The organism is Streptomyces araujoniae, from assembly GCF_050871195.1.
Lineage (GTDB): Bacteria > Actinomycetota > Actinomycetes > Streptomycetales > Streptomycetaceae > Streptomyces > Streptomyces bacillaris.
In genome coordinates this window covers 2,690,713-2,714,360 of sequence record NZ_CP194070.1, presented here as the reverse complement: position 1 = coordinate 2,714,360, position 23,648 = coordinate 2,690,713, and the positions used below count along the sequence as shown (strand labels likewise).

General features: G+C 73.2%; 19 protein-coding genes. 16 read left to right on the top strand and 3 right to left on the bottom strand.

From position 1 onward, the window contains the following. Positions 1–20: 20 nt before the first annotated feature. On the top strand, positions 21–1,163 hold the full coding sequence (locus ACQ9ZG_RS11500; RefSeq protein WP_499280419.1) for a uroporphyrinogen-III synthase: 1,143 nt from the start codon (positions 21–23) through the stop codon (positions 1,161–1,163). A 35-nt stretch (positions 1,164–1,198) separates the two neighbouring features. Here the strand turns inward: ACQ9ZG_RS11500 and ACQ9ZG_RS11495 are convergent, their stop codons facing one another. Further along, positions 1,199–1,831, bottom strand: coding sequence for a GNAT family N-acetyltransferase (locus ACQ9ZG_RS11495; protein WP_109914703.1), 633 nt, complete (start codon positions 1,829–1,831; stop codon positions 1,199–1,201). A gap of 92 nt (positions 1,832–1,923) precedes the next feature. Here ACQ9ZG_RS11495 and ACQ9ZG_RS11490 point away from each other — a divergent pair, with 92 nt between their 5' ends. Further along, entirely contained in the window at positions 1,924–2,613 is a 690-nt protein-coding gene (locus ACQ9ZG_RS11490; protein WP_499280418.1) for a CGNR zinc finger domain-containing protein, read from the top strand. 81 nt (positions 2,614–2,694) lie between these two features. Next, positions 2,695–3,282, top strand: coding sequence for a sigma-70 family RNA polymerase sigma factor (locus ACQ9ZG_RS11485; RefSeq protein WP_026237617.1), 588 nt, complete (start codon positions 2,695–2,697; stop codon positions 3,280–3,282). Between the two features lie 118 nt (positions 3,283–3,400). Here ACQ9ZG_RS11485 and ACQ9ZG_RS11480 read toward each other — a convergent pair whose 3' ends face one another. Beyond that, positions 3,401–3,652 carry a hypothetical protein gene (locus tag ACQ9ZG_RS11480; RefSeq protein WP_181398053.1) on the bottom strand — a complete coding sequence of 84 codons (252 nt, stop codon included), beginning with the start codon at positions 3,650–3,652 and terminating at the stop codon, positions 3,401–3,403. 409 nt (positions 3,653–4,061) lie between these two features. Here ACQ9ZG_RS11480 and ACQ9ZG_RS11475 point away from each other — a divergent pair, with 409 nt between their 5' ends. The 4 genes from ACQ9ZG_RS11475 (at position 4,062) to ACQ9ZG_RS11460 (ending at position 9,917) form a co-directional block, all read left to right on the top strand. Next, positions 4,062–4,790 carry an anti-sigma factor family protein gene (locus ACQ9ZG_RS11475; RefSeq protein ID WP_499281591.1) on the top strand — a complete coding sequence of 243 codons (729 nt, stop codon included), beginning with the start codon at positions 4,062–4,064 and terminating at the stop codon, positions 4,788–4,790. A gap of 165 nt (positions 4,791–4,955) precedes the next feature. Continuing rightward, positions 4,956–7,331: a HelD family protein gene (locus ACQ9ZG_RS11470; RefSeq protein WP_187330478.1), complete on the top strand. Its 2,376-nt coding sequence runs from the start codon at positions 4,956–4,958 to the stop codon at positions 7,329–7,331. 490 nt (positions 7,332–7,821) lie between these two features. Then, the gene (locus tag ACQ9ZG_RS11465; protein WP_028418344.1) at positions 7,822–9,258 is read left to right on the top strand and encodes an NAD-dependent malic enzyme; all 1,437 of its coding nucleotides are present in this window, start codon (positions 7,822–7,824) and stop codon (positions 9,256–9,258) included. A gap of 377 nt (positions 9,259–9,635) precedes the next feature. Further along, positions 9,636–9,917 (top strand): HU family DNA-binding protein, encoded by a 282-nt coding sequence (locus ACQ9ZG_RS11460; protein ID WP_003968811.1) that lies wholly within the window; start codon positions 9,636–9,638, stop codon positions 9,915–9,917. 340 nt (positions 9,918–10,257) lie between these two features. Here the strand turns inward: ACQ9ZG_RS11460 and murA are convergent, their stop codons facing one another. Then, complete coding sequence (gene murA / locus ACQ9ZG_RS11455; RefSeq protein WP_018488574.1) at positions 10,258–11,598, bottom strand: UDP-N-acetylglucosamine 1-carboxyvinyltransferase; 1,341 nt, start codon at positions 11,596–11,598, stop codon at positions 10,258–10,260. Between the two features lie 286 nt (positions 11,599–11,884). On the opposite strand from murA, the gene ACQ9ZG_RS11450 reads away from it, so the two are divergent. The 9 genes from ACQ9ZG_RS11450 (at position 11,885) to ACQ9ZG_RS11410 (ending at position 23,621) form a co-directional block, all read left to right on the top strand. Continuing rightward, positions 11,885–12,445 (top strand): YqgE/AlgH family protein, encoded by a 561-nt coding sequence (locus tag ACQ9ZG_RS11450; RefSeq protein WP_018488575.1) that lies wholly within the window; start codon positions 11,885–11,887, stop codon positions 12,443–12,445. Positions 12,446–12,475: 30 nt separating this feature from the next. After that, complete coding sequence (locus ACQ9ZG_RS11445) at positions 12,476–12,769, top strand: DUF3039 domain-containing protein (protein WP_003968816.1); 294 nt, start codon at positions 12,476–12,478, stop codon at positions 12,767–12,769. 271 nt (positions 12,770–13,040) lie between these two features. Continuing rightward, positions 13,041–14,345, top strand: a complete 1,305-nt coding sequence (locus tag ACQ9ZG_RS11440; RefSeq protein ID WP_109916020.1) for an extracellular solute-binding protein — start codon at positions 13,041–13,043, stop codon at positions 14,343–14,345. Positions 14,346–14,347: 2 nt separating this feature from the next. Then, a complete protein-coding gene (locus ACQ9ZG_RS11435) occupies positions 14,348–15,334 on the top strand; it encodes a carbohydrate ABC transporter permease (protein WP_028418347.1) in 987 nt (328 codons plus the stop codon). Then, positions 15,331–16,179 carry a carbohydrate ABC transporter permease gene (locus ACQ9ZG_RS11430; RefSeq protein WP_028418348.1) on the top strand — a complete coding sequence of 283 codons (849 nt, stop codon included), beginning with the start codon at positions 15,331–15,333 and terminating at the stop codon, positions 16,177–16,179. The genes ACQ9ZG_RS11435 and ACQ9ZG_RS11430 overlap by 4 nt, the downstream gene beginning before the upstream one ends. Positions 16,180–16,183: 4 nt before the next feature. After that, entirely contained in the window at positions 16,184–17,911 is a 1,728-nt protein-coding gene (locus ACQ9ZG_RS11425) for a beta-N-acetylhexosaminidase (RefSeq protein ID WP_499280414.1), read from the top strand. Between the two features lie 283 nt (positions 17,912–18,194). After that, complete coding sequence (locus tag ACQ9ZG_RS11420; RefSeq protein ID WP_028418350.1) at positions 18,195–19,091, top strand: FAD binding domain-containing protein; 897 nt, start codon at positions 18,195–18,197, stop codon at positions 19,089–19,091. After that, entirely contained in the window at positions 19,088–21,193 is a 2,106-nt protein-coding gene (locus ACQ9ZG_RS11415) for a (2Fe-2S)-binding protein (RefSeq protein ID WP_499280413.1), read from the top strand. The genes ACQ9ZG_RS11420 and ACQ9ZG_RS11415 overlap by 4 nt, the downstream gene beginning before the upstream one ends. A gap of 70 nt (positions 21,194–21,263) precedes the next feature. After that, complete coding sequence (locus tag ACQ9ZG_RS11410) at positions 21,264–23,621, top strand: xanthine dehydrogenase family protein molybdopterin-binding subunit (RefSeq protein WP_018488583.1); 2,358 nt, start codon at positions 21,264–21,266, stop codon at positions 23,619–23,621. Positions 23,622–23,648: the final 27 nt, after the last annotated feature.

Below are 23,648 nucleotides of genomic sequence, written 5' to 3'. Positions count from 1 at the left end.
CACGAGAGCCGGGACACGCCATGCAGGACGACGACACCACCCACGGCCCTCTCGCGGGCTTCACGGTCGGAGTGACCGCCGCGCGCCGCGGCGAGGAGCAGGCCACCCTCCTCAAGCGGCGCGGCGCCGCCGTCCAGCACGCCCCCGCCCTGCGGATCGTCCCGCCCGCCGAGGACAACGAACTCCGCGACACGACACAGGAGTTGATCGATCACGCTCCCGACGTGGTGGTCGCCACCACCGCGATCGGCTTCCGGGGCTGGGTGGAGGCCGCCCACGGCTGGGGCCTCGGGGACGCGCTCCTGGAGCGGCTGCGCGGCGCCGAACTCCTCGCCCGGGGCCCCGAGGCCGAGGCCGCCGTCCGGGCCGCCGGACTCGCCGGGGCCTGGTCGCCCGGGTCCGCATCCCCGGCCGAGGTCCTCGACCGGCTCCTGGCCGAGGGGGTCGCGGGCCGCCGCATCGCCGTCCAGCTGCACGGCGAACCGCCCCCCGGCTTCACCGAGTCCCTCCGGGCGGCGGGCGCCGGGACCGTCCGCGTCCCCGTCCACCGCTGGACGCCCCCGAGGGACATCGCCCCGCTCGACCGGCTGCTCGACGCCACCGCCGCCCGCGCCCTGGACGCCGTCACCTTCACCAGCGCCCCCGCCGCCGCCTCGTTCCTGGGCCGGGCCGAGGAGCGCGGGCTGCTCCCGGAACTGCTGGGGGCGTTGCGCGACGACGTGCTGGCCGCCTGCGTCGGACCGGTCGCCGCCCTCCCGCTCCAGGCCCGCGCCATCCCCACCGTCCAGCCCGAACGCTTCCGCCTGGGCCCCCTCGTCCAGCTCGTCTGTGCCCAACTCCCCACCCGGACACGGGTCCTGCCCATCGCCGGCCACCGCGTCGAGGTCCGGGGCCACGCCGTCCTGGTCGACGGCGAACCGCGCGCGGTGCCCCCCGCGGGCATGGCCCTCCTGCACGCCCTGGCGCGCCGCCCCGGCTGGGTGGTGGCCCGCGCCGACCTGCTGCGGGCCCTGCCCGGCAGCGGCACCGACGAGCACGCGGTGGAGACCGCGATGGCCCGGCTGCGCTCGGCGCTGGGGGTACCGAAGCTGATCCAGACCGTCGTGAAACGCGGCTACCGGCTGTCGCTGGACCCGGCGGGGGACACTCCGGGGGCGTCCTGAGCGGCACCACCCCCGAACGCCGTCGTGAAACGCGGCTACCGGGTGTCGTTGGCTCCGGCGGGCGACGCTCCGGGGGCGTCCTGAGCGGCACCACCCCCGTACGCCTCCGACGGCGCCCCGCGCACATGCAGATGGCCGTCGAGCGGGAACTCCGGCGGCAGCGCGTCCAGCAGCTGCGCGAACGCGTAACCGGACTTCTCCGCCACCCGGCAGGACGCCACGTTGTCCACCTGGTGCAGCAACTCCAGCCGGACCAGCCCCTCTTCGGCGAACGCCGCGAACGCCCAGGCGGTCAGCGCCTCCAGCGCCCGGGGCGCCACGCCCCGCCCGCGCGCCCACGCCGCCGTCCAGTACCCCACCTCGGCCCGCTCCGGGTCCGGCCCCGGCCGCTTCAGCGCCAGGTTGCCGACCAGCTCCCCGCCCCGCGCGGCATCCGTCACGGCGAAGCTGAACCGGGTCCCGGACGCCCACCCCGCACGCTGCGACTCCAGCCAGCGGGCGGCCTCTTCGGGCGAGGACACGGGCCGCCGCACCCACTGCCGCATCACCGGATCGTCGTACGCCTTCAGCAGCGCCGGTACGTCCGTCTCGCCCCAGGGCCGCAGCAGCAGCCCGTCTGCCGCGAGAGCGAACTCCGCCCCGGCGGCCCCTCCGCCACGTCCGTTCATGGCCGTCACCGTAGCGGGGGTGACGCGCGGGTCCGGCGGGGGCACTCTGGAGGGTGGCATCCGACCGGTGACCCCGAGGCGGTGACAGGCTCATGGCGGCGGGCAGGGGCGCGTACGTGTGGCGGTTCGACTCCGGCCGGATCTGCCTCGACCTGGTGGCCACCGGGCCCGGGGGCGGGACGCCCCGCGCCCGGGAGCAGCTCGAAGGACCGGCCCGGCTGGCCGGCTGGCTGACCGCCGCCCGGCTCGTCCCGCCGGGCACCGCGCTGACCGCCCTGGACACCGCCTGGCTGACCCGCTTCCGGGAATTGCGGGCGGACGTGGAACGGCTGATGGCAGCCCAACTGGCCTTGCGGGAGACGGACGTCGAACCGGCCGCCTCCCAACCCGGCTGCCCAGGTGAGGGATACGCCCTGGAGCGGGTCAACTCCCTTGCCGCGCATGCCCCTCCGAGTCCGCGCGCGGTGCGCGGCGAGGGCGGCGCGCTGGTACGGACCCTGAGCACCGAACCCGACTGCGCGGGGCTCCTCGCGGTCGTGGCCCGGGACGCGGTGGACCTGCTCACCGACCCGGTGGCGCGCTCCGCCCTGCGCCGCTGCGCGGGCGACGCCTGCCACCGGCTCTACCTGGACACCTCGCGCGGGGGCCGGCGCCGCTGGTGCTCCGGCGAGGTCTGCGGCAACCGGGAACGGGTCGCCCGGCACCGGCGCCGCACGGCCGCCGCGGCGGCCGTGCCGACGGCCGGTGCCGCCCCTTCCGACCCCTCCGCGGAAGAAATATGACCCGGCGTTGAATGATCCCGCGCCCCCCTCCGTAACTCTGTCCGAAGGACTCCATCCAGGGTCTCGACCAGGAGGTTTCGGGTGCGCAAGGATGCGGCCGTGGCCGATGACCGTCCGCACAGGGCTCGCCATCGCGGTGAGCCGCCCACGCCCCCGGCCGGGATACCCGACGAGGAGCTGATGCGGGCCCTCTACCGCGAACACGCCGGGCCGCTGCTCGCGTACGTCCTCCGCCTGGTGGCGGGCGACCGCCAGCGGGCCGAGGACGTCGTGCAGGAGACGCTCATCCGTGCCTGGAAGAACGCCGGCCGGCTCAACCGGGCCACCGGCTCCGTCCGCCCCTGGCTGGTGACGGTCGCCCGGCGCATCGTCATCGACGGCCACCGCAGCCGGCAGGCCCGGCCGCGCGAGGTCGATCCGTCGCCGCTGGAGGTCATTCCCGCGGAGGACGAGATCGACAAGGCGCTGTGGCTGATGACGCTGTCGGACGCGCTCGACGATTTGACGCCCGCGCACCGGGAAGCATTGGTCGAGACCTACTTCAGGGGACGTACGGTGAACGAGGCGGCCGAGGTACTCGGCATTCCCAGCGGCACCGTGCGGTCCCGGGTCTTCTACGCACTCCGTTCGATGAAGCTCGCACTCGAAGAGAGGGGGATCACGGCATGAGCGACCAGCAGTGGCAGCCGTTCGGGCCCCGGCCTCCCGGTCCCCGCAGGCCCACCGGTCCCTCGAACTCCCCGTCCCCCACGGGTTCCGGCCGTCCCTCCCACGCCTCGGCCCCCTCTCACCGCTCGGGCTCCCCGGGCTCCTTGGGCTCCCCGGGCTCCTTGGGGTTCCCGGACCCCTCGGGTTCCACCGGCCCTTCGGGCTCCCCGGGCTCCTCAGGCTCCACCGGCCCCTTGGGCTCCCCGGGCTTCTTGGGGTCCACAGGCCCCTCCGGCTCCTCGGGCTCGTCGGGTTCCACCGGCCCTTCGGGCTCCCCGGGCTCCTCAGGCTCCACCGGCCCCTTGGGCTCCCCGGGCTTCTTGGGGTCCACAGGCCCCTCCGGCTCGTCGGGCCCTTCGGGCTCCCCGGGCCCCTCGGGTTCCACCGGCCCCTCGGGTTTCCCGGGTTCGTCGGGCTCCCCGGGCCGCTCTGGTTCCTCCCCCTCCTCGGGCCGCTCTGGTTTCGCCCACCCCTCGGGTTCCTCGAATCCCCCGTATCCCGCGGGTCCTGCACACCCCTCAGGGCCCGCGTATCTCTCCACCCCCGGGCACTCCGCCGGCCCCACCGGCCCCGGGCATTCCGTCGGCGGAACCGGACCCTGGCACTCCTCCGGTCCCACCGGCCCCGGGTATCCCTCCGGCGGCCCCGGACCCGTCGGTCCCGGCCATCCCTCCGGCCCCGGGCCGTCGTTCGGCGGGGAGCCCGAGGGGTCCGAGCACGACGCGGCCGCCGCCTATGTCCTGGGCATCCTGGACGACGCCCAGGCGAGCGCCTTCGAGGCCCATCTCGCCGGGTGCGCCCGGTGCTCGGCGCATCTCGACGAGTTCGCCGGGATGGAGCCCATGCTCGCGATGCTGGCCGAGGCGCCGACGGCGGTGCCCGGGGCCCGTCCCCTACCGCGGGTTCCCGAGCCGCCCGCGCCCAAGGTGCTCGGCGGGCTGATGGACGAGGTCGCGCACCGGCGCCACCGCCGTACGAAGCGCAGCCGGTATCTCGTGGCCGCCGCCGCGCTGATCATCGGCGGCCCGGTCGCGGCCGTCGCCGTCACCGGGGGCGACGAGGGCGGCGGACGCCCAGCCGCCACCGGGGAGCCGCACCCCACCAGCCCGGCCGAGGACTCCTTCTTCGAGCACCTCCCGGAGAAGGTCTCCGGGACCGACCCCACCACCCGGGTCGGCGCGACGATCGGCATGGAGAAGAAGGCGTGGGGCACGCACACGGTCCTGGAGCTGAAGAACGTCAAGGGGCCGCAGAAGTGCGTGCTCGTCGCCGTCTCCAAGACCGGTGAGGAGGAGGTCGTCACCTCCTGGTCGGTCCCGAAGTGGGGGTACGGCATCGAGGGTTCGTCGCACGCGTCGGCGAAGGCCCCGCTGTACGTGCACGGGGGCGCCGCGATGTCCCGCGAGGACATCGCCCGGTTCGAGGTGCGGACCTTCGACGGGGAGCGGCTGGTGGAGATCGGCGCCTGAGCGGACGGTTCCGGACCGTTCCGGGCCGGGGCGTCCCCCGAGGCGGCCTCCGGGACGCCCTTCCGACGCGCAATCGCAACACTCGCGGCGTGGACGGCAGGTGCGCGCGGGTCCCCCTTCGCATAGGGTTGACGGCTGCCCAATGCACGTCAGAAGGGGGCCTCGGTGGCCGCGCAGGATGCCGCTGTCGATTCGCTGCGGGACCGGGAGATCGGTGTCGAGCAGGAACATCTGGACCGGGTTTACCACCGCCTCGAAGAGAAGATCGACGAGGCGGAATTTCTCATGCACGACGCCGTCAAACGCGGGCAGGTCGGCACGCCCGGCGCCCTCGCCGAGCGGGACGCCCAGGTCTTCCGGGCGGGCGTCCACCTCAACCGGCTCAACAGCGAGTTCGAGGACTTCCTCTTCGGCCGGATCGACCTGCTGCTCGGCAAGGACGGTGAGCGCGGCCCGGACGGCGCGTACACCTCCGTCGAGCCGGCCGACGACGCGGTACGCGAGGACGCCACCGCCGACATCGCGGAGACGCTCCACATCGGCCGGATCGGGGTCCTGGACGCCGACTACGCGCCGCTGGTGATCGACTGGCGGGCCCCGGCCGCCGCCCCGTTCTACCGCTCCACGCCCAAGGACCCGGGCCGGGTCGTGCGCCGCCGGGTCATCCGCTCCAAGGGGCGCAAGGTCCTCGGGGTCGAGGACGACCTGATGCGCCCGGAGCTGACGGCGTATCTGGGCGGCGAGAAGCTGCCGGTGATCGGGGACGGGGCCCTGATGGCCGCCCTCGGTCAGGCCCGCAGCCACACCATGCGGGACATCGTCGCCTCCATCCAGGCCGAACAGGACCTGGTCATCCGGGCCCCCGCCGCCTCGGTCACCGAGGTCACCGGCGGCCCCGGCACCGGCAAGACGGCCGTCGCCCTGCACCGGGCCGCGTACCTCCTCTACCAGGACCGGCGGCGGTACGCGGGCGGCATCCTGATCGTCTCGCCCACCCCGCTCCTGGTCGCCTACACCGAGGGCGTGCTGCCCTCCCTCGGGGAGGAGGGGCAGGTCGCGATCCGCGCGATCGGCTCGCTCACCGAGGAGGCGACCGGGCCGGAGGGCGCCACCGCCTACGACGAACCGGCCATCGCCCGGATCAAGGGCTCCTCCCGGATGCTCGCGGTGCTGCGCAAGGCGGCCCGGGGCGCGCTGGAGGTGCCGGCGCCGGCCGGCGCGGGCGGCCAGCTGGCCTTCGGGGACGAGCCCGAGCGGGCTGCCGCCCCGGCCACCCCCACCCGGCTCCGGGTCGTCGCCTTCGGAGCCCGTATCGAGCTGGAGGCCGACGAACTCCGCCGCATCCGGCACAACGTCCTCGGCGGCACCGCCCCCGTCAACCTGCTGCGCCCGCGCGCCCGCAAGCTGCTCCTCGACGCCCTGTGGAGCAGATCCTCGGGGCGCGGCCGCTACACCGACCCGCAGCTGGTGGCGGAGCTGCGCTCCTCCTTCGACGAGGACGTCTCCACCGAGGCCCCGTTCCTGGAGTTCCTGGACGCCTGGTGGCCCGAGCTGACCCCGCGCCGGGTGCTGGCCGCGATGGCCGACGAGAAGCGGCTCGCCCGCTGGTCCCGGCGCGTCCTCAACCAGGGCGAGGCGCGCCGGCTGGCCCGCTCCCTGAAGCGGCTGGACACGGCGGACGGCAGCGGCCCCCTCTCCGTCCACGACGTGGCGCTCCTGGACGAGCTCCAGGCGCTGCTGGGCACCCCGGCCCGCCCGAAGCGCAGGCGCGAGATGGACCCGCTGGACCAGCTCTCCGGCCTGGAGGAGCTGATGCCGCAGCGCGAGGAGACCCAGTGGGAGCGGGCCGAGCGGCTGGCGGCGGAGCGCACGGAGTACGCGCACGTCATCGTCGACGAGGCCCAGGACCTGACGCCCATGCAGTGGCGGATGGTGGGCCGCCGGGGCCGCCACGCGACCTGGACGATCGTCGGCGACCCGGCCCAGTCCTCCTGGTCCGACCCGGACGAGGCGGCCGCCGCCCGGGACGAGGCGCTCGGCTCCCGGCCGCGCCGCCGCTTCACCCTCACCGTCAACTACCGCAACCCGGCCGAGATCGCGGAGCTGGCCGCGAAGGTGCTGGCGCTCGCCATGCCCGGCATGGAGTCCCCGTCGGCGGTCCGCTCGACCGGGGTGGTGCCGCGCTTCGAGCCCGTACGGGACGGGGACCTGGCCGCCACGGTCCGCGCGGAGGCGCGCCGGCTGCTGGCGGAGGTGGACGGCACGGTGGGCGTGGTCGTGGCGATGGACCGGCGCGCCGAGGCCCGCGCGTGGCTGGCGGAGCTGGGCGAGCGGGTGGTGGCGCTGGGCAGCCTGGAGGCGAAGGGCCTGGAGTACGACGCCACGGTGGTCGTCTCGCCCGCGGAGATCGCGGACGAGTCCCCGGCGGGGCTGCGGGTGCTGTACGTGGCGCTGACCCGGGCCACGCAGCAGCTCACGGTGGTGTCGGGGGAGCGGGACATGCCGGACGCGGACGGGGTGCCGGACCTGCTGCGGGACTGACCTGGCGGGCCGGGGGAGCGGGTCCTGCCGGGCCGGGGGAGCGGATGCCCCGGCCCGGGGGCCGAGCACCTTTCGTCAACACGGCGCACGGGGAATCACTTCTCCGGGGTCTTTGTTACCGTGGTACTGGCACCGGCTCGATCCAAGCCCCCGGGCCCAACCTTCGTCGCTTCGAGCGACCACTTGCCGCGAGGCGAGCATGGCGGGTCGGTGCCACCTAACGTGAAGGACAGACCCGCGTCACCTGTCGGTGGCGCGGGTCTGTTGTCGTTTCGGAGCCGTTCGGAGCCCGTTCGGGGGCGGCTGGAGTGTTCGGAGGCGGTTGGGGGTTCCGCCGAACGGGTGACTTCTCGTATGGTGGAAAACACTTTCCGAAAGATGGCAGTCATTAACGGCTACCAGTCGGTAGGTGCGACGATCGGGAAGCGTTACCGGAACGAGGGTTCCGGATGCGAAGCAATGAAGCTTGAGGAAAGCGAAGGACTCGGCCATGGCAACGGCGCCCAGCGTCTCGTACTCGATGACGGTCAGGCTGGAGGTGCCCGCGAGCGGCACCGCGGTCTCCCAGCTCACCACGGCCGTGGAGTCGTCGGGAGGGTCGGTCACCGGCCTCGACGTGACGGCGTCCGGCCACGAGAAGCTGCGGATCGACGTCACGATCGCGGCCACCTCCACCTCGCACGCGGACGAGATCGTCGAGGGCCTGCGCGGCATCGAGGGCGTCGTGCTGGGCAAGGTCTCCGACCGTACGTTCCTCATGCACCTCGGCGGCAAGATCGAGATGGCGTCCAAGCACCCCATCCGCAACCGTGACGACCTCTCGATGATCTACACCCCCGGCGTCGCCCGGGTCTGCATGGCGATCGCCGAGAACCCCGAGGACGCCCGCCGCCTCACGATCAAGCGCAACTCCGTCGCGGTCGTGACGGACGGGTCCGCGGTGCTCGGCCTCGGCAACATCGGCCCGATGGCCTCGCTGCCCGTCATGGAGGGCAAGGCGGCCCTCTTCAAGCGCTTCGCCGGCATCGACGCCTGGCCGATCTGCCTGGACACCCAGGACACCGACGCCATCGTCGAGATCGTCAAGGCGATCGCCCCCGGCTTCGCGGGCATCAACCTGGAGGACATCTCCGCCCCCCGCTGCTTCGAGATCGAGGCCCGGCTCCGCGAGGCCCTGGACATCCCCGTCTTCCACGACGACCAGCACGGCACCGCCATCGTCGTGCTCGCCGCGCTGACCAACGCCCTGCGCGTGGTGGGCAAGAACATCGGGGACGTACGGGTCGTCATGTCCGGTGCCGGCGCCGCCGGTACGGCCATCCTGAAGCTGCTGATCGCCGCCGGTGTCAAGCACGCCGTCGTCGCCGACATCCACGGCGTCGTGCACGCCGGGCGCGAGGACCTGGTCGCCGCCGACCCCGACTCGCCGCTGCGCTGGATCGCGGACAACACCAACCCCGAGGGCGTCACCGGCACCCTCAAGCAGGCCGTGGTCGGCGCCGACGTCTTCATCGGCGTCTCCGCCCCCAACGTCCTCAACGGGGACGACGTCGCGGCGATGGCCGAGGGCGCGATCGTGTTCGCGCTCGCGAACCCGGACCCCGAGGTCGACCCCGCGGTCGCCCGCGAGACCGCCGCCGTCGTCGCCACCGGCCGCTCCGACTTCCCCAACCAGATCAACAACGTGCTGGTCTTCCCGGGTGTCTTCCGCGGTCTGCTGGACGCTCAGTCCCGCACCGTCAACACGGAGATGATGCTCGCCGCCGCCGGAGCCCTCGCCGATGTGGTCGGCGAGGACGAGGTCAACGCGAACTACATCATCCCCTCGGTCTTCAACGACAAGGTGGCCGGTGCGGTCGCCGGAGCCGTCCGGGCGGCCGCGAAGGCGGCCGCGGGCACCGGTGAGGCCCCCGCCTCCGCCGTCTAGGCCACGCGGTTTCGCTGGGCCGTTCAGGGGTACGCGCGGGACACTCCGGGCCGCACCCGCCCGTGCCGTACGGCGCGTCGCGGGTCGCGGCGCCCCAAACGCCCCTTTAGGGTGGGCGGGCAGCGGGCCCCGTAGGGCCCGGCATCCGCTGCGGACCGCTAAGGGAAGCCGACGGAACGTCACCACGAGCAGACAGTGGCGCTTTTCGTTGACCCCGAAGGGTTCCGGATTGGCTTTCCCGCCGCAGGTGGGGGCAGGATGCGTAATCGGGCGCGAGGGTCTGACATCAGACCCGGGTCCGGGGACTGTCAGAGGGCCCTGGCAGCATCGGCTTCGATCTCACGCCTCACAGGCAAGAAGAACACGGGAGTAACAACATGAACCGCAGTGAGCTGGTGGCCGCCCTGGCCGACCGTGCCGAGGTGACCCGCAAGGACGCCGACGCCGTGCTGGCCGCGCTCGCCGAGACCGTCGGTGAGATCGTCGCCAAGGGCGACGAGAAGGTCACCATCCCCGGCTTCCTGACCTTCGAGCGCACCCACCGTGCCGCTCGCACCGCGCGCAACCCGCAGACCGGCGACCCGATCAACATCCCGGCCGGCTACAGCGTGAAGGTCTCCGCGGGCTCGAAGCTCAAGGAAGCCGCCAAGGGCAAGTAACCCCCGAGGCGCACGATGAGGGCGGCCACTTCCCACGGGGAGTGGCCGCCCTCGCGCATGCCAGAGGCACATGCGGGCCGCTCATGCCCCCGTAGGCCGTACGGGCCGCCGGGGGTGCCGCCCGGGTGCCACCGCCGTACGGGAGGGGCGTCCGGGGGCCGCTGAGGGCCGCCTCGGGCGGCTGTGGGCTCCGGGCGGGCGGCCGCCTCGCCGAGGGGCGTACCCGGGCCGACCTGCCGCCTCGCCGAGGGGCCCGGGAAAAGGCCGGTGCCCCGCCCCCCTCGGCGAGGGGACCGGGGCACCGGGTGCGCAGTGCTGTGTGCGGCAGCGCTGTGCGGGGTCAGACCAGGGAACCGCCCGGCAGCTCCACCTTCGCGCCGAGCTTCTCCAGCTTCTCCATGAAGTTCTCGTAACCGCGGTTGATCAGGTCGATGCCGTGCACCCGGGAGGTCCCCTGGGCCGCCAGCGCCGCGATCAGGTACGAGAAGCCGCCGCGCAGGTCGGGGATGACCAGATCGGCGCCCTGGAGCTTCGTCGGTCCGGAGACGACCGCCGAGTGCAGGAAGTTGCGCTGGCCGAAGCGGCAGTCCGAACCGCCCAGGCACTCGCGGTACAGCTGGATGTGCGCACCCATCTGGTTGAGCGCGGAGGTGAAGCCGAGCCGCGACTCGTACACCGTCTCGTGGACGATGGAGAGCCCCGCGGCCTGCGTCAGCGCCACCACCAGGGGCTGCTGCCAGTCGGTCTGGAAGCCGGGGTGGACGTCCGTCTCCAGCGCGATCGCGTTGAGCGCGCCGCCCGGGTGCCAGAAGCGGATGCCCTCGTCGTCGATCTCGAAGGCACCGCCGACCTTGCGGTAGGTGTTGAGGAAGGTCATCATCGAGCGCTGCTGGGCCCCGCGCACATAGATGTTGCCCTCGGTCGCCAGCGCGGCCGACGCCCAGGAGGCCGCCTCCAGGCGGTCCGGGATCGCCCGGTGGGTGTAGCCGTCCAGCCGGTCGACACCGGTGATCCGGATGGTCCGGTCGGTGTCCATGGAGATGATCGCGCCCATCTTCTGCAGCACGCAGATGAGGTCCTCGATCTCCGGCTCGACCGCCGCGTTGGACAGCTCGGTGACGCCCTCGGCGAGGACGGCGGTGAGCAGCACCTGCTCGGTGGAGCCCACCGAGGGGTACGGCAGCCGGATCTTGGTGCCGCGCAGCCGCTGCGGGGCCTCCAGGTACTGGCCGTCGGCCCGCTTCTCGATGGTCGCGCCGAACTGGCGGAGCACCTCGAAGTGGAAGTCGATCGGCCGGCCGCCGATGTCGCAGCCGCCCAGGCCCGGGATGAAGGCGTGGCCGAGGCGGTGCAGCAGGGGGCCGCAGAAGAGGATCGGGATGCGCGACGAACCCGCGTGGGCATCGATGTCGGCGACGTTGGCCGACTCGACGTGCGAGGGGTCGAGGATCAGTTCGCCCGGCTCGTCACCGGGGCGGACCGTGACGCCGTGCAGCTGGAGGAGCCCCCGGACCACCCGTACGTCACGGATGTCGGGAACGTTGCGGAGGCGGCTGGGCCCGCTGCCGAGCAGCGCGGCGACCATGGCCTTCGGCACCAGGTTCTTGGCGCCTCGGACGCGGATCTCGCCCTCCAGCGGGGTGCCGCCGTGGACAAGCAGGACATCGTCTGTGCCGGTCATGTATCTCGCGTTCCGGAGTGGTCGGGCAGGGGGCCAACGAAAAGGGTAATGGCCTCCTACCCCCCTTCCGTAAGGCGAAGGGGGGTGTACGAACGTCATGAATCCGCCACAACACCCTCCGCGCATCCGATCTTGCGGAGGGTCACCGTCCGGATGGCCCCCCGATCCCGCCCGCGCGGTGCGCTCCCCGTGCCCCCGTGCGCCCTGAGCTGCGCTCGCTCTCCTGAGGTGGTCACCGCGGTCGCCCGGTGTCCGTGGAGGGTGAAGATGCGGGATCATCTCTGCCATGACGGAGGTGTCCTCGCTCACAGGGCGACTGCTCGTGGCCGCACCCGCCCTCGCGGACCCGAATTTCGACCGCGCGGTGGTGCTCCTCCTCGACCACGACGAGGAGGGCTCCCTCGGTGTGGTCCTCAACCGTCCGACCCCGGTCGGCGTCGGGGACATCCTCGGCTCCTGGGCCGGACTGACCGGCGAGCCGGACGTCGTCTTCCAGGGCGGCCCGGTCTCGCTCGACTCGGCGCTCGGCGTGGCGGTGATCCCGGGCGACGAGGGGCCGCTCGGCTGGCGCCGGGTGCACGGGGCGATCGGCCTGGTCGACCTGGAGACCCCGCCGGAGCTGCTGGGGCCGGCGCTCGGCTCGCTGCGGATCTTCGCCGGGTACGCGGGGTGGGGGCCCGGCCAGCTGGAGGGCGAGCTGACCGAGGGCGCCTGGTACGTGGTCGAGTCGGAGCCCGGTGACGTCTCCTCCCCGCGCCCGGAGAACCTCTGGCGCGCGGTGCTCCGGAGGCAGCGCAGCGAGCTGGCGATGATCGCCACGTATCCGGACGACCCTTCGCTCAACTGAAGGCCGTTCTCTTCAGTACCCTTGGCGGCTATGAGCACTCTTGAGCCCGATCGCGGGGCAGGTACGGGGACCCTCGTAGAGCCGACGCCACAGGTGTCGAGGGGCGACGGCGACCACGAGCGCTACGCCCATTACGTCCAGAAGGACAAGATCATGGCGAGCGCCCTGGAGGGCACTCCCGTGGTCGCGCTGTGCGGCAAGGTCTGGGTGCCGGGGCGCGACCCCAAGAAGTACCCGGTCTGTCCCATGTGCAAGGAGATCTACGAGTCCATGGGCGCCGGTGGCGACAAGGACAAGGGCAAGGGCGGCAAGGACAAGAAGTAGCCCCTCCCGGCTGTAACGGGCCTCGGGCCCGGGACCCCCGGCCCGCGCGGTGACGCGCGGGCCGGGGGTCCTCTGCGTTTCCGGGCGGTGTCGCCCGCGTGACCCTCACGGAGGGTGACCGAACGCTCGCGTTGCACGGGCTGCACCGCCGGGTCACAGAGTGGTGGAGACCACTTGTCGGGCGCCGGAACCGGACTTACTCTCCTGCCAGTTGTGCAGAACGAAACGCACGTTGCACATGATGCAACGCATGACCGGTAGGGGTTCCCGGATGAAGCTTTCTGCCCGAATTGCCGCCCCGGTGGCGGCGCTTGTGCTGGCGGGCCTCACCGCCACCGCCTGCGCCCCCCAGACCTCCGACACCAGTGCGAAGGGTGACGAGAAGAGCGGGACCCTCCGTGTCTGGCTCTTCCAGGAGGTCGGCAACAAGCCCAAGGAGAAGGTCGTCGACGACGCAGTCGCCGCGTTCGAGAAGAGCCACAAGGGCACCGAGGTCGAGATCGAGTACATACCCGTCGACACCCGCGCCCAGCGCATCAAGGCCGCCTTCAACGATCCCAAGAGCGCCCCCGACCTCATCGAGTACGGCAACAGCGACACCGCCGGCTACGTCAAGGACGGCGGGCTCGCGGACGTGACCACCGAGTTCGGCGCCTGGGAGGAGGCCAAGGACACCGACCCGATCGCCAAGCAGTCCGTCACCGTCGGGGACAAGGTCTACGGCGCCCCGTTCTTCGTCGGCGTCCGGGCCCTCTACTACCGCACCGACGTCTTCGAGGAGCTCGGCATCGAGCCCCCCAAGTCCCAGGCCGAGCTGATCTCCACCGCCAAGAAGGTCCGCAAGGCCAAGCCCGACCTCTACGGCCTCGCGGTCGGCGGCGCCTACACCTACGGCGCGATGCCCTTCATCTGGTCCCACGGCGGCGAGATCGCGGGCGAGACCGGCGGCACCTACAAGTCCGGCATCAACAGCGAGAAGGCCCGCAAGGGCATCGAGGCCTACACCTCCCTCTTCGGCGAGGACAACTGCCCGGCCGCCAAGTGCGCCTCCATGGGCGGCAACGCCACCGTGACCGCCTTCGCCTCCGGCAAGGCCGCCATGGCCATCGGCGGCGACTTCAGCCACGCGGCCGTCGAGGCGGGCTCGGTCAAGGGCAAGTACGCCGTCGTCCCGCTGCCCGGCGTCGCCCCGAACTCCATCGCCCCCGCCTTCGCGGGCGGCAACAACATCGGCGTCCTCAAGAGCAGTTCGCACCGCACCCTCGCCGTCGAGCTGATGAAGTCGCTGACGAGCAAGAAGACCCAGGCCGAGATGTTCGACGCGATGGGCTTCCTGCCCACCTACACCGACGTCCTGGACAACGCGGCCAAGAAGCAGCCGTTCGTCGCCCCGTTCGTCCAGACCCTCGGCGCCGGCGCCAAGTTCGTCCCCGCCTCGCCCGCCTGGGGCCAGATCGACGCCTCCCTGGTCCTGCCGACGATGTTCCAGGAGATCGTCTCCGGCCGTAAGGACGTGGCCCAAGCCTCGGACGACGCGGCGAAGAAGATGGACGCGGCCTTCACCGACGCGGGCTGACCATGACCACCCCCACCACCGCTCTCCAGGCCCCGGCCCCCGGCACGGCCGGGGCGGGCGCCGGCACCCCCGCCGGCCGCCCGCCCCGGCGCGGCCGGTCCGTGTCCCCCAAGGGGCACTCCGGCTGGACCCCCTGGCTCTATCTGCTGCCCGCCCTCGTCCTGCTCGCCGGACTGCTGGTCTACCCGATCTACCAGCTCGGCCTGATCTCGTTCCTGGAGTACACCCAGGCCCAGGTCAGCGGCGGCGAACCCACCACCTTCAAGGGCTTCGACAACTACGCCACCCTCTTCAACGACAGCCAGTTCTGGCAGGTCCTCCTCGCCACCGTCCTCTTCGCCGCCGCGTGCGTGGTCTCCACGCTCGTCGTCGGCTGCGCCATGGCCGTCCTGCTCACCCGCATCCGCGCGCTGCCCCGGCTCGCGCTGATGATGGCCGCGCTCGGCGCCTGGGCCACCCCCGCGATCACCGGCTCGACGGTCTGGGTCTTCCTCTTCGACCCCGACTTCGGACCCGTGAACAAGGTGCTCGGGCTCGGCGACTTCTCCTGGACGTACGGGCGCTACAGCGCCTTCGCGCTCGTACTCCTCGAAGTCCTGTGGTGCTCGTTCCCGTTCGTCATGGTCACCGTGTACGCGGGCATCCGGGCCATCCCCACCGAGGTGCTGGAGGCCGCCTCGCTGGACGGCGCGTCCCAGTGGCGCATCTGGCGCACCATCATGGCGCCGATGCTCAAGCCCATCCTGATCGTCGTCACCATCCAGTCGATCATCTGGGACTTCAAGGTCTTCACCCAGATCTACGTCATGACCAACGGCGGCGGCATCGCCGGCCAGAACCTGGTGCTCAACGTGTACGCGTACCAGAAGGCGTTCGCGTCCTCGCAGTACAGCCTCGGCTCGGCGATCGGCGTCGTGATGCTGGTGATCCTGCTGGCCGTCACGCTCGTCTATCTGCGCCTGGTGCGGCGCCAGGGGGAGGAACTGTGAGTGTGACCAAGCTGCTGCGGGTCAAGCGGCCCGGCCGGCTGCTGGCCGAGACCGCGGCCCTGCTGATCGCCGTGGCCGTCGCCTTCCCGCTCTACTGGATGGTGCTCTCCGCCTTCAAACCGGCCGGCGAGATCCAGTCCACCGAGGCACGCCCCTGGACGCTCGCCCCCTCGCTCGACTCGTTCCGCCGGGTCTTCGAACAGCAGGACTTCGGCCGCTACTTCCTCAACAGCCTGCTGGTCGCGGGCACGGTCGTCATCCTCTCGGCGCTGATCGCCTTCCTGGCCGCCACCGCCGTGACCCGCTTCCGCTTCAAGTTCCGCACCACGCTGCTCATCATGTTCCTGGTGGCGCAGATGGTGCCGGTGGAGGCGCTGACCATCCCGCTCTTCTTCCTGATGCGGGACTTCGGCCAGCTCAACACGCTCGGCTCGCTGATCCTGCCGCACCTGGCGTTCTCGCTGCCGTTCGCCATCTGGATGCTGCGCGGCTTCGTCCGGGCCGTCCCCGAGGCCCTGGAGGAGGCCGCCTACATCGACGGGGCCAGCCGCACCCGCTTCCTGTGGCAGATCCTCTTCCCGCTGGTCTTCCCCGGCCTCGTGGCCACCAGCGTCTTCTCGTTCATCACCACCTGGAACGACTTCCTCTTCGCGAAGTCCTTCATCATCAGCGACACCTCCCAGTCGACCCTGCCGATGGCCCTTCTGGTCTTCTTCAAACCGGACGAGAACGACTGGGGCGGGATCATGGCGGCCTCGACCGTGATGACCATCCCCGTGCTCGTCTTCTTCGTACTCGTACAGCGACGCCTGGTCTCCGGACTGGGCGGAGCGGTTAAGGACTGACGCCATGACATCCGACGACACGACGGCCCCGAGCGGTACGACGGCGGGCCCGGGCGACACGACGACGGCCCCGGGCGGCCCGGCGGCCCCCGGGCTGATCCCCGCGCCGCGCACCCTCACCCGGGGAGCGCCGGGAGCGGAGCCGTTCCGGCTGGACGCGGCGACCGTGCTCGACGCGGCCCCGGGCACCGAGGGCGTGGCCCGGCTGCTGCGCGCCACCGTCGGCGCCGCCACCGGAGCGCCGCTGGCCGACGGCGCGGGCTCCACCGGAGGGCCCGGCGCGTCCCGCGTGGTGCTGGCGCTCGACGCGGCGCTGGCCCCGGAGGCGTACGGACTCGTCGTCGACGCCGACGCCGTACGCATCACGGGCGGCACCCCGGCCGGGCTCCTCCACGGGGCGCAGACCTTCCGTCAGCTGCTGGGCCCGGACGCCTTCCGGCGCGCGCCCCTCGCGCCCGGGCGCACCTGGCAGGTCCCGGCGGTGGAGATCGCGGACGAGCCCCGCTTCGGCTGGCGCGGCATGCTGCTCGACGTCTGCCGGCACTTCCTGCCCAAGGACGACATCCTCCGCTACCTCGACCTCCTCTCCGCCCACAAGCTGAACGTCTTCCACTTCCACCTCAACGACGACCAGGGCTGGCGCGTCGAGATCAAGCGCCACCCGCGCCTGACCGAGGTCGGCGCCTGGCGCTCCCGTACGCGCTACGGCCACCGGGACTCGGACCTGTGGGACGAGACCCCGCACGGCGGTTACTACACCCAGGACGACATCCGCGAGATCGTCGCCTACGCCGCCGAGCGGCACATCCGGGTCGTCCCCGAGATCGACATCCCGGGCCACGCCCAGGCAGCCATCGCCGCCTACCCCGAGCTGGGCAACGCCGACGTCGTCGACACCGCCGCGCTCACCGTCTGGGACTCCTGGGGCATCAACCCGAACGTGCTCGCCCCCACCGAGCACACCCTCCGCTTCTACGAGGGCGTGCTGGAGGAGATCCTGGAGCTCTTCCCGGCCGAGACCTCGCCGTTCGTCCACATCGGCGGCGACGAGTGCCCCAAGGACCAGTGGAAGCAGTCCCCGCTCGCCCAGGCGCGGATCGCCGAACTCGGCCTCAAGGACGAGGAGGAGCTGCAGTCCTGGTTCATCCGACACTTCGACACCTGGCTCTCTGCCCGCGGCCGCCGCCTCATCGGCTGGGACGAGATCCTCGAAGGCGGGCTCGCCGAAGGAGCGGCGGTCTCCTCCTGGCGCGGATACGCCGGAGGCATCGCCGCCGCCGAGGCCGGGCACGACGTGGTGATGTGCCCCGAGCAGCAGGTGTATCTGGACCACCGTCAGGACGGCGGCCCGGACGAGCCGATGCCCATCGGGTACGTCCGCACCCTGGAGGACGTCTACCGCTTCGAGCCCGTTCCCCCGGGGCTGAGCGAGGAGGCGGTCCGTCACATCCTGGGCACCCAGGCCAACGTCTGGACCGAGGTCATGCAGAACCGGGCCCGCGTCGACTACCAGGTCTTCCCGCGCCTCGCAGCCTTCGCCGAGGTCGCCTGGTCCGTCCTCCCGGCCCCGGCCGACCGGGACTTCACCGGCTTCGCGGCCCGTATGACCGACCACTACGCCCGGCTCGACGCCCTGGGCGTCGACTACCGCAGGCCGGGCGGCCCGCTGCCCTGGCAGCGGCGGCCCGGCGTCCTCGGTCGCCCGATCGAGGGAGCGCCACCGGTGGTGTGAGCCCGGGAACGGTCCGCGCCGCACCAGCCGCGGCGCGGACCGAACAGCCCCCGGAACGAACGGAATAAGTCGTACAAGCATCGCTGAAGAGTGGCAATTCGCCCTCCACTCCGAAGAGGTGCGAAACCGGACCATCCCCCAGGTCAGGGGTGGAACCACCCTTCATGGACCCTAGCGTCGGTCCGCTCGGAAGATGTGCCAGAGTTGCCACGTCCGGCCTGTGAACACGTACCGTACGGCGGAACAGGCGGACCAGCCGGGAGACCGGGAAGGGGCAGCTGGGTTGACCACGCACGCACCGCAGGCGCTGCAGTCGGTGACGCTGCCGGCCTCGCTCGACGAGGCCGTGGCAGCGCTGGAAGCCATGCCCGCCGCCGTCCCCGTGGCGGGGGGGACGGACCTGATGGCGGCCGTGAACAAGGGGCTCCTGCGCCCCTCGGGACTGGTCGGCCTCGGCCGGATCAGCGAGCTGCGCGGCTGGCACTACCAGGACGGCCACGCCCTGCTCGGCGCCGGTCTCACCCACGCCCGCATGGGACGCCCCGACTTCGCCGCCCTGATCCCCGCCCTCGCCGCCTCCGCCCGCGCGGCGGGCCCGCCCCAGATCCGCAACGCCGGAACCCTCGGCGGCAACATCGCCACCTCCGCGCCCACCGGCGACGCGCTGCCGGTGCTGGCCGCCCTGGAGGCCGAACTCGTCGTCGCCGGACCCGGCGGCACCCGCCGCGAGGTCCCCGTCTCGCACCTGCTGGCCGGCCGCGAGATGCTCGGCCCGGCCGAGCTGATCGGCTTCGTCCGGGTCCCGCTGCTGCACGCCCCCCAGGTCTTCCTGAAGGCCACCGGCCGCACCGGCCCCGGCCGCGCCACCGCCTCGGTCGCCATCGTGCTCGACCCGGCCCGGCGCGGGGTGCGCTGCGCGGTCGGCGCCATCGCCCCGATGCCGCTGCGCCCGCTGGAGGCCGAGCGCTGGATCGCCTCGCTGATCGACTGGGACGGCGAACGCGGCCTGGCCCCCGACGCGCTGGCCGCCTTCGGCGAGTACGTCGCCGCCGCCTGCATCCCGGACCACGCACCCCCGGCCGACGGGTCAGAGGCCCCGCCGCTGTCCCCGGCCGTACTCCACCTGCGGCGCACCGTCGCCGCGCTCGCCCGACGCGCACTGGGGAGGGCACTGTCGTGAGCAATGAGGAACACCCCGACCCCCGGTACGGGGGCTGGGAACCCACGCCGCAGAGCGGTGAGTACGACGTCGACGCCACGGCGTTCGTCCAGCTGCCGCCGGAGGACCTGGACGGCGTCCCGCTGGCCGCCCCCGGCCACGGCTACGTACCGCCGATGATCCTGCCGCTCACCCCGGCCGCCGGTCCGGACCCGGCCGCGACGGGCGGCTGGGCCGTGCGGACGCAGGACCGGCAGGAGACCGGGGCCGAGGGGCACGGCCAGGAGGCGGCCCCGGGCGCGGTGCACTGGCCGGACCCGAACGGTCAGGGTGGCTACGCGCGGCCGTACCAGGACGGCCCGCACTCCACGGCCCAGTGGAACTTCACCGAGGCGCTGGGGGAGCGGCCGGGCGCCGCGGACCAGACGGGTCAGGGCCGGGCGGAGTACGCGGGTCACGGTGACTACCCGGGCGCCGGCGGCCACATGGGCCCCGGTGGCCACATGGGCCCCGACGGCTACACCGACCACTCCGGCCCCGCGGACCGCACCGGCCACCCGGAGCGGAACGACCACGCGGATCACGCGGATCAGGCGAACTACGCGGGTCACACGGGGCAGGCGGACCACGCGGGCCACGCCGGTCACCCGGACGGCACCGGTCACGCCGGTCACCCGGACGGCACCGGTCACGCCGGTCACCCGGACGGCACCGGTCACGCCGGTCACCTGGACGACGCGGGTCACGCCGGTCGCCTGGACGACGCGGGTCACACCGTTCACACCGGTCACCCGGACCACACCGGTCAGATCAGCCAGATCAGCCACACCGACTACTCCGCCCATCAGGAGCACACCGGTCACGGCACACCCGCCGAGCCCACGGCCCCCTCCGCGCCCGCGGGGCACACCGGCCAGTGGACGATCCCGGTCGCGGACGGGGATCTTCCGGACGAGTCGGGCGAGTTCCCGGCCTCGGCGGCGGCTTCGCAGCAGTGGTACGCGGACGACGCGCGCCCGGCCACGCTCCCCGGCGGCGCCCCCGCGCCCTGGGCGACCCAGCCGCAGCCCGAGGAGCGGCACCAGGAGCAGGCGGCGCCCCGCCCGCTCCCCGGCGCGGCCCCCGGAGCGGGCGTGGACGCGGCTGCGGAACCGGCGCCCGGACCGGCGTCCGAGGTAGCGGCGGAACCCCAGGCGGAACCCGAAGCGGAATTCGAAGCGGAGCCGGAAGCGGAGTCCCCGACCGCCGACGGGCCCGCCCCCGAACCGACCTCTCCGGATGCCTCGCCGGCCACTCCCTCGGCTGACCCCGAGCCCGGTACCGCTCCCGATTCCGCCGCCGAGCCGTCGGCTGCGGACGGGCAGACGGAGGACGCGGCGCCCGCCCCCGTCCCCGAGGGCCCCGCAGCGGACGCCCAGGACCCGGCCCCGGAAGCGGAACCCGAACCGGACCCGTCCCACGACATCGCGCACGACCCGGTCGCCGCCCCCCTCGACGTACCGAGCGAGCACCCCGCCGCCTCCTACGTGCTGCACGTGAACGGCGTGGACCGCCCGGTCTCCGACGCCTGGATCGGGGAGTCCCTGCTCTACGTGCTCCGCGAGCGCCTCGGCCTCGCCGGCGCCAAGGACGGCTGCTCGCAGGGCGAGTGCGGGGCGTGCAACGTCCAGGTGGACGGCCGGCTGGTCGCCTCCTGCCTGGTGCCCGCCGCCACCACCGCGGGCAGCGAGGTCCGTACGGTCGAAGGGCTGGCCGTCGACGGCGAACCCTCCGATGTCCAGCGCGCGCTCGCCGCCTGCGGGGCCGTCCAGTGCGGCTTCTGCATCCCCGGCATGGCGATGACCGTCCACGACCTGCTGGAGGGCAACCACGCCCCCAGCGAGCTGGAGACCCGCCAGGCCCTCTGCGGCAACCTCTGCCGCTGCTCCGGCTACCGGGGCGTGCTCGACGCGGTCGCGGACGTCGTGGCGTCCCGCGAGGCGACCGCGGAGGCCGCCACCGCGCAGACGGCCTCCGCCCGGGCGGCCACCGCCCAGGACGAGCCCCGCGTCCCGCACCAGGCCGAACCGGGCGCGGGCGGCGTCCAGCAGCAGCCCCACCCGCACGAGGGAGGCGCGCAGTGACGGACGCGGGCGCACCCATGGCTCCGGCGCACCACCCCATGGCCCCTGCGAGCGACAAGGAGGCGGCGGCGTGAGCGGCGACGCGGCCAACGCGACCAGCACCACCCTGCCCAGGATCGACGCCGCCGCGGGCGGTCCGGCCGGCGGTGGTCCGGGCCCGGACGGGGAGCCTCCGCTGACCGGCCTGGGCGCCTCGCTGCCCGCCGCCGACACCCGGGCGAAGTCCGAGGGCACCTTCCCGTACGCCGCCGACCTCTGGGCCGAGGGGCTGCTCTGGGCCTCCGTGCTCCGCTCGCCCCACCCGCACGCCCGCATCCTCTCCATCGACACCTCGGCCGCCGCCGCGATGCCCGGGGTGCGCGCGGTCGTCACGCACGAGGACGTCCCCGGGGACAGCAACTACGGCCGCCGGGTCGTCGACCGCCCCGTCTTCGCCGCCGAGCTGGTCCGCCACCACGGCGAGCCGATCGCCGCCGTCGCCGCCGACCACCCGGACACCGCGCGGCTGGCCGCCGCCGCCATCGCGGTCGAGTACGAGGTGCTGGAGCCGGTCACGGACCCGGAGAAGGCGTTCGCGGCGGAGCCCCTGCACCCCGACGGCAACCTGATCCGGCACATCCCCCTCCGCTACGGGGACCCCGAGGCGGCCGGCGAGGTCGTCGTCGAGGGCCTGTACCGCATCGGCCGCCAGGACCCGGCCCCCATCGGCGCCGAGGCCGGTCTCGCCGTGCCCCGGCCCGACGGCGGCGTCGAGATCTACACCGCCTCCACCGACCCGCACACCGACCGCGACCTGGCCGCCGCCTGCTTCGGCCTGGAGCCGGACCGGGTCAAGGTCGTCGTCACCGGTGTCCCCGGCGCGACCGGCGACCGCGAGGACCCGGGCTTCCAGATCCCGCTGGGCCTGCTCGCCCTGCGCACCGGCTGCCCGGTCAAGCTGGCCGCCACCCGCGAGGAGTCCTTCCTCGGCCACGCCCACCGCCACCCGACCCTGCTGCGCTACCGCCACCACGCGGACGCGGACGGCCGGCTGGTCAAGGTGGAGGCGCAGATCCTGCTGGACGCGGGCGCGTACGCCGACGCCTCCTCGGAATCGCTCGCGGCGGCCGTGGCGTTCGCCTGCGGCCCGTACGTCGTCCCGCACGCCTTCATCGAGGGCTGGGCGGTCCGGACGAACAACCCGCCCTCCGGTCACGTACGCGGGGAAGGCGCGATGCAGGTGTGCGCGGCGTACGAGGGCCAGATGGACAAGCTGGCCGCCAGGCTCGGCATCGACCCGGCCGAACTCCGCCTGCGCAACGCGCTCTCGACGGGCGACATCCTGCCCACCGGCCAGACGGTGACCTGCCCGGCCCCCGTGGCCGAGCTCCTCCAGGCGGTCCGTGACCACCCCCTCCCCGCGCTCCCCAAGGACTCCCCGGAGGACGACTGGCTGCTGCCCGGCGGCCCCGAGGGCGCGGGCGAACCCGGGGCGGTGCGCCGGGGCGTGGGATACGGCGTGGGCATGGTCCACATGCTCGGCGCCGAGGGCACGGACGAGGTCTCCACGGCCACGGTCCGGGTCCACGACGGCGTGGCGACGGTGATCTGCGCGGCGGTGGAGACGGGCCAGGGCTTCGCCACCCTCGCCCGCCAGATCGTCCAGGAGGTCCTGGGCGTGGACGAGGTCCATGTGGCCCCGGTCGACACCGACCAGCCCCCCGCGGGCCCGGCCACGCACGGCCGCCACACCTGGGTGTCGGGCGGGGCGGTGGAGCGGGCGGCGAAGATGGTCCGCACCCAGCTCCTCCAGCCGCTGGCCCACAAGTTCGGCATGTCCACGGAGCTGCTCCAGATCGCGGACGGCAAGATCACCTCGTACGACGGCGTCCTCTCCACCACCGTCATGGAGGCGATGGACGGCAAGGAGCTGTGGGCCACCGCCCAGTGCCGCCCCCACCCCACCGAACCGCTGGACGAGTCCGGCCAGGGCGACGCGTTCGTGGGGCTGGCGTTCTGCGCGGTCCGGGCGGTCGTCGACGTCGACATCGAGCTGGGCTCGATCCGGGTGGTCGAGATGGCGGTGGCCCAGGACGTCGGCCGCGTCCTGAACCCGAAGCAGCTCGCCACCCGGATCGAGGCGGGCGTCACCCAGGGCATCGGCGCGGCCCTCACCGAGAACCTCCGCACCGCCCGCGGCCTGATCCGCCACCCCGACCTGACCGGCTACGCCCTCCCCACCTCGCTGGACGCCCCCGACATCCGCATCGTCAAACTGGTCGAGGAACGCGACGTGGTGGCCCCCTTCGGCGCCAAACCGGCCTCCGCCGTCCCGGTCGTCACGGCCCCGGCGGCTGTGGCCTCGGCGGTCCGCTCGGCGACGGGCCGCCCGGTGAACCGCCTGCCGATCAGGCCGCAGGCCGCGGTGGTGACGGCTCCGAAGGGCTGAGAACAGGGGCGACGAGCCCGACGACGC

Coding starts and splice junctions, on each gene's coding strand:
- ACQ9ZG_RS11500 (WP_499280419.1), top strand. CDS start 21: ATGCAGGACGACGACACCACCCACGGCCCTCTCGCGGGCTTCACGGTC.
- ACQ9ZG_RS11445 (WP_003968816.1), top strand. CDS start 12,476: ATGAGCACTCTTGAGCCCGATCGCGGGGCAGGTACGGGGACCCTCGTA.
- ACQ9ZG_RS11465 (WP_028418344.1), top strand. CDS start 7,822: ATGGCAACGGCGCCCAGCGTCTCGTACTCGATGACGGTCAGGCTGGAG.
- ACQ9ZG_RS11435 (WP_028418347.1), top strand. CDS start 14,348: ATGACCACCCCCACCACCGCTCTCCAGGCCCCGGCCCCCGGCACGGCC.
- ACQ9ZG_RS11495 (WP_109914703.1), bottom strand. CDS start 1,831: ATGAACGGACGTGGCGGAGGGGCCGCCGGGGCGGAGTTCGCTCTCGCG.
- ACQ9ZG_RS11490 (WP_499280418.1), top strand. CDS start 1,924: ATGGCGGCGGGCAGGGGCGCGTACGTGTGGCGGTTCGACTCCGGCCGG.
- ACQ9ZG_RS11460 (WP_003968811.1), top strand. CDS start 9,636: ATGAACCGCAGTGAGCTGGTGGCCGCCCTGGCCGACCGTGCCGAGGTG.
- ACQ9ZG_RS11450 (WP_018488575.1), top strand. CDS start 11,885: ATGACGGAGGTGTCCTCGCTCACAGGGCGACTGCTCGTGGCCGCACCC.
- ACQ9ZG_RS11440 (WP_109916020.1), top strand. CDS start 13,041: ATGAAGCTTTCTGCCCGAATTGCCGCCCCGGTGGCGGCGCTTGTGCTG.
- ACQ9ZG_RS11425 (WP_499280414.1), top strand. CDS start 16,184: ATGACATCCGACGACACGACGGCCCCGAGCGGTACGACGGCGGGCCCG.
- murA (WP_018488574.1), bottom strand. CDS start 11,598: ATGACCGGCACAGACGATGTCCTGCTTGTCCACGGCGGCACCCCGCTG.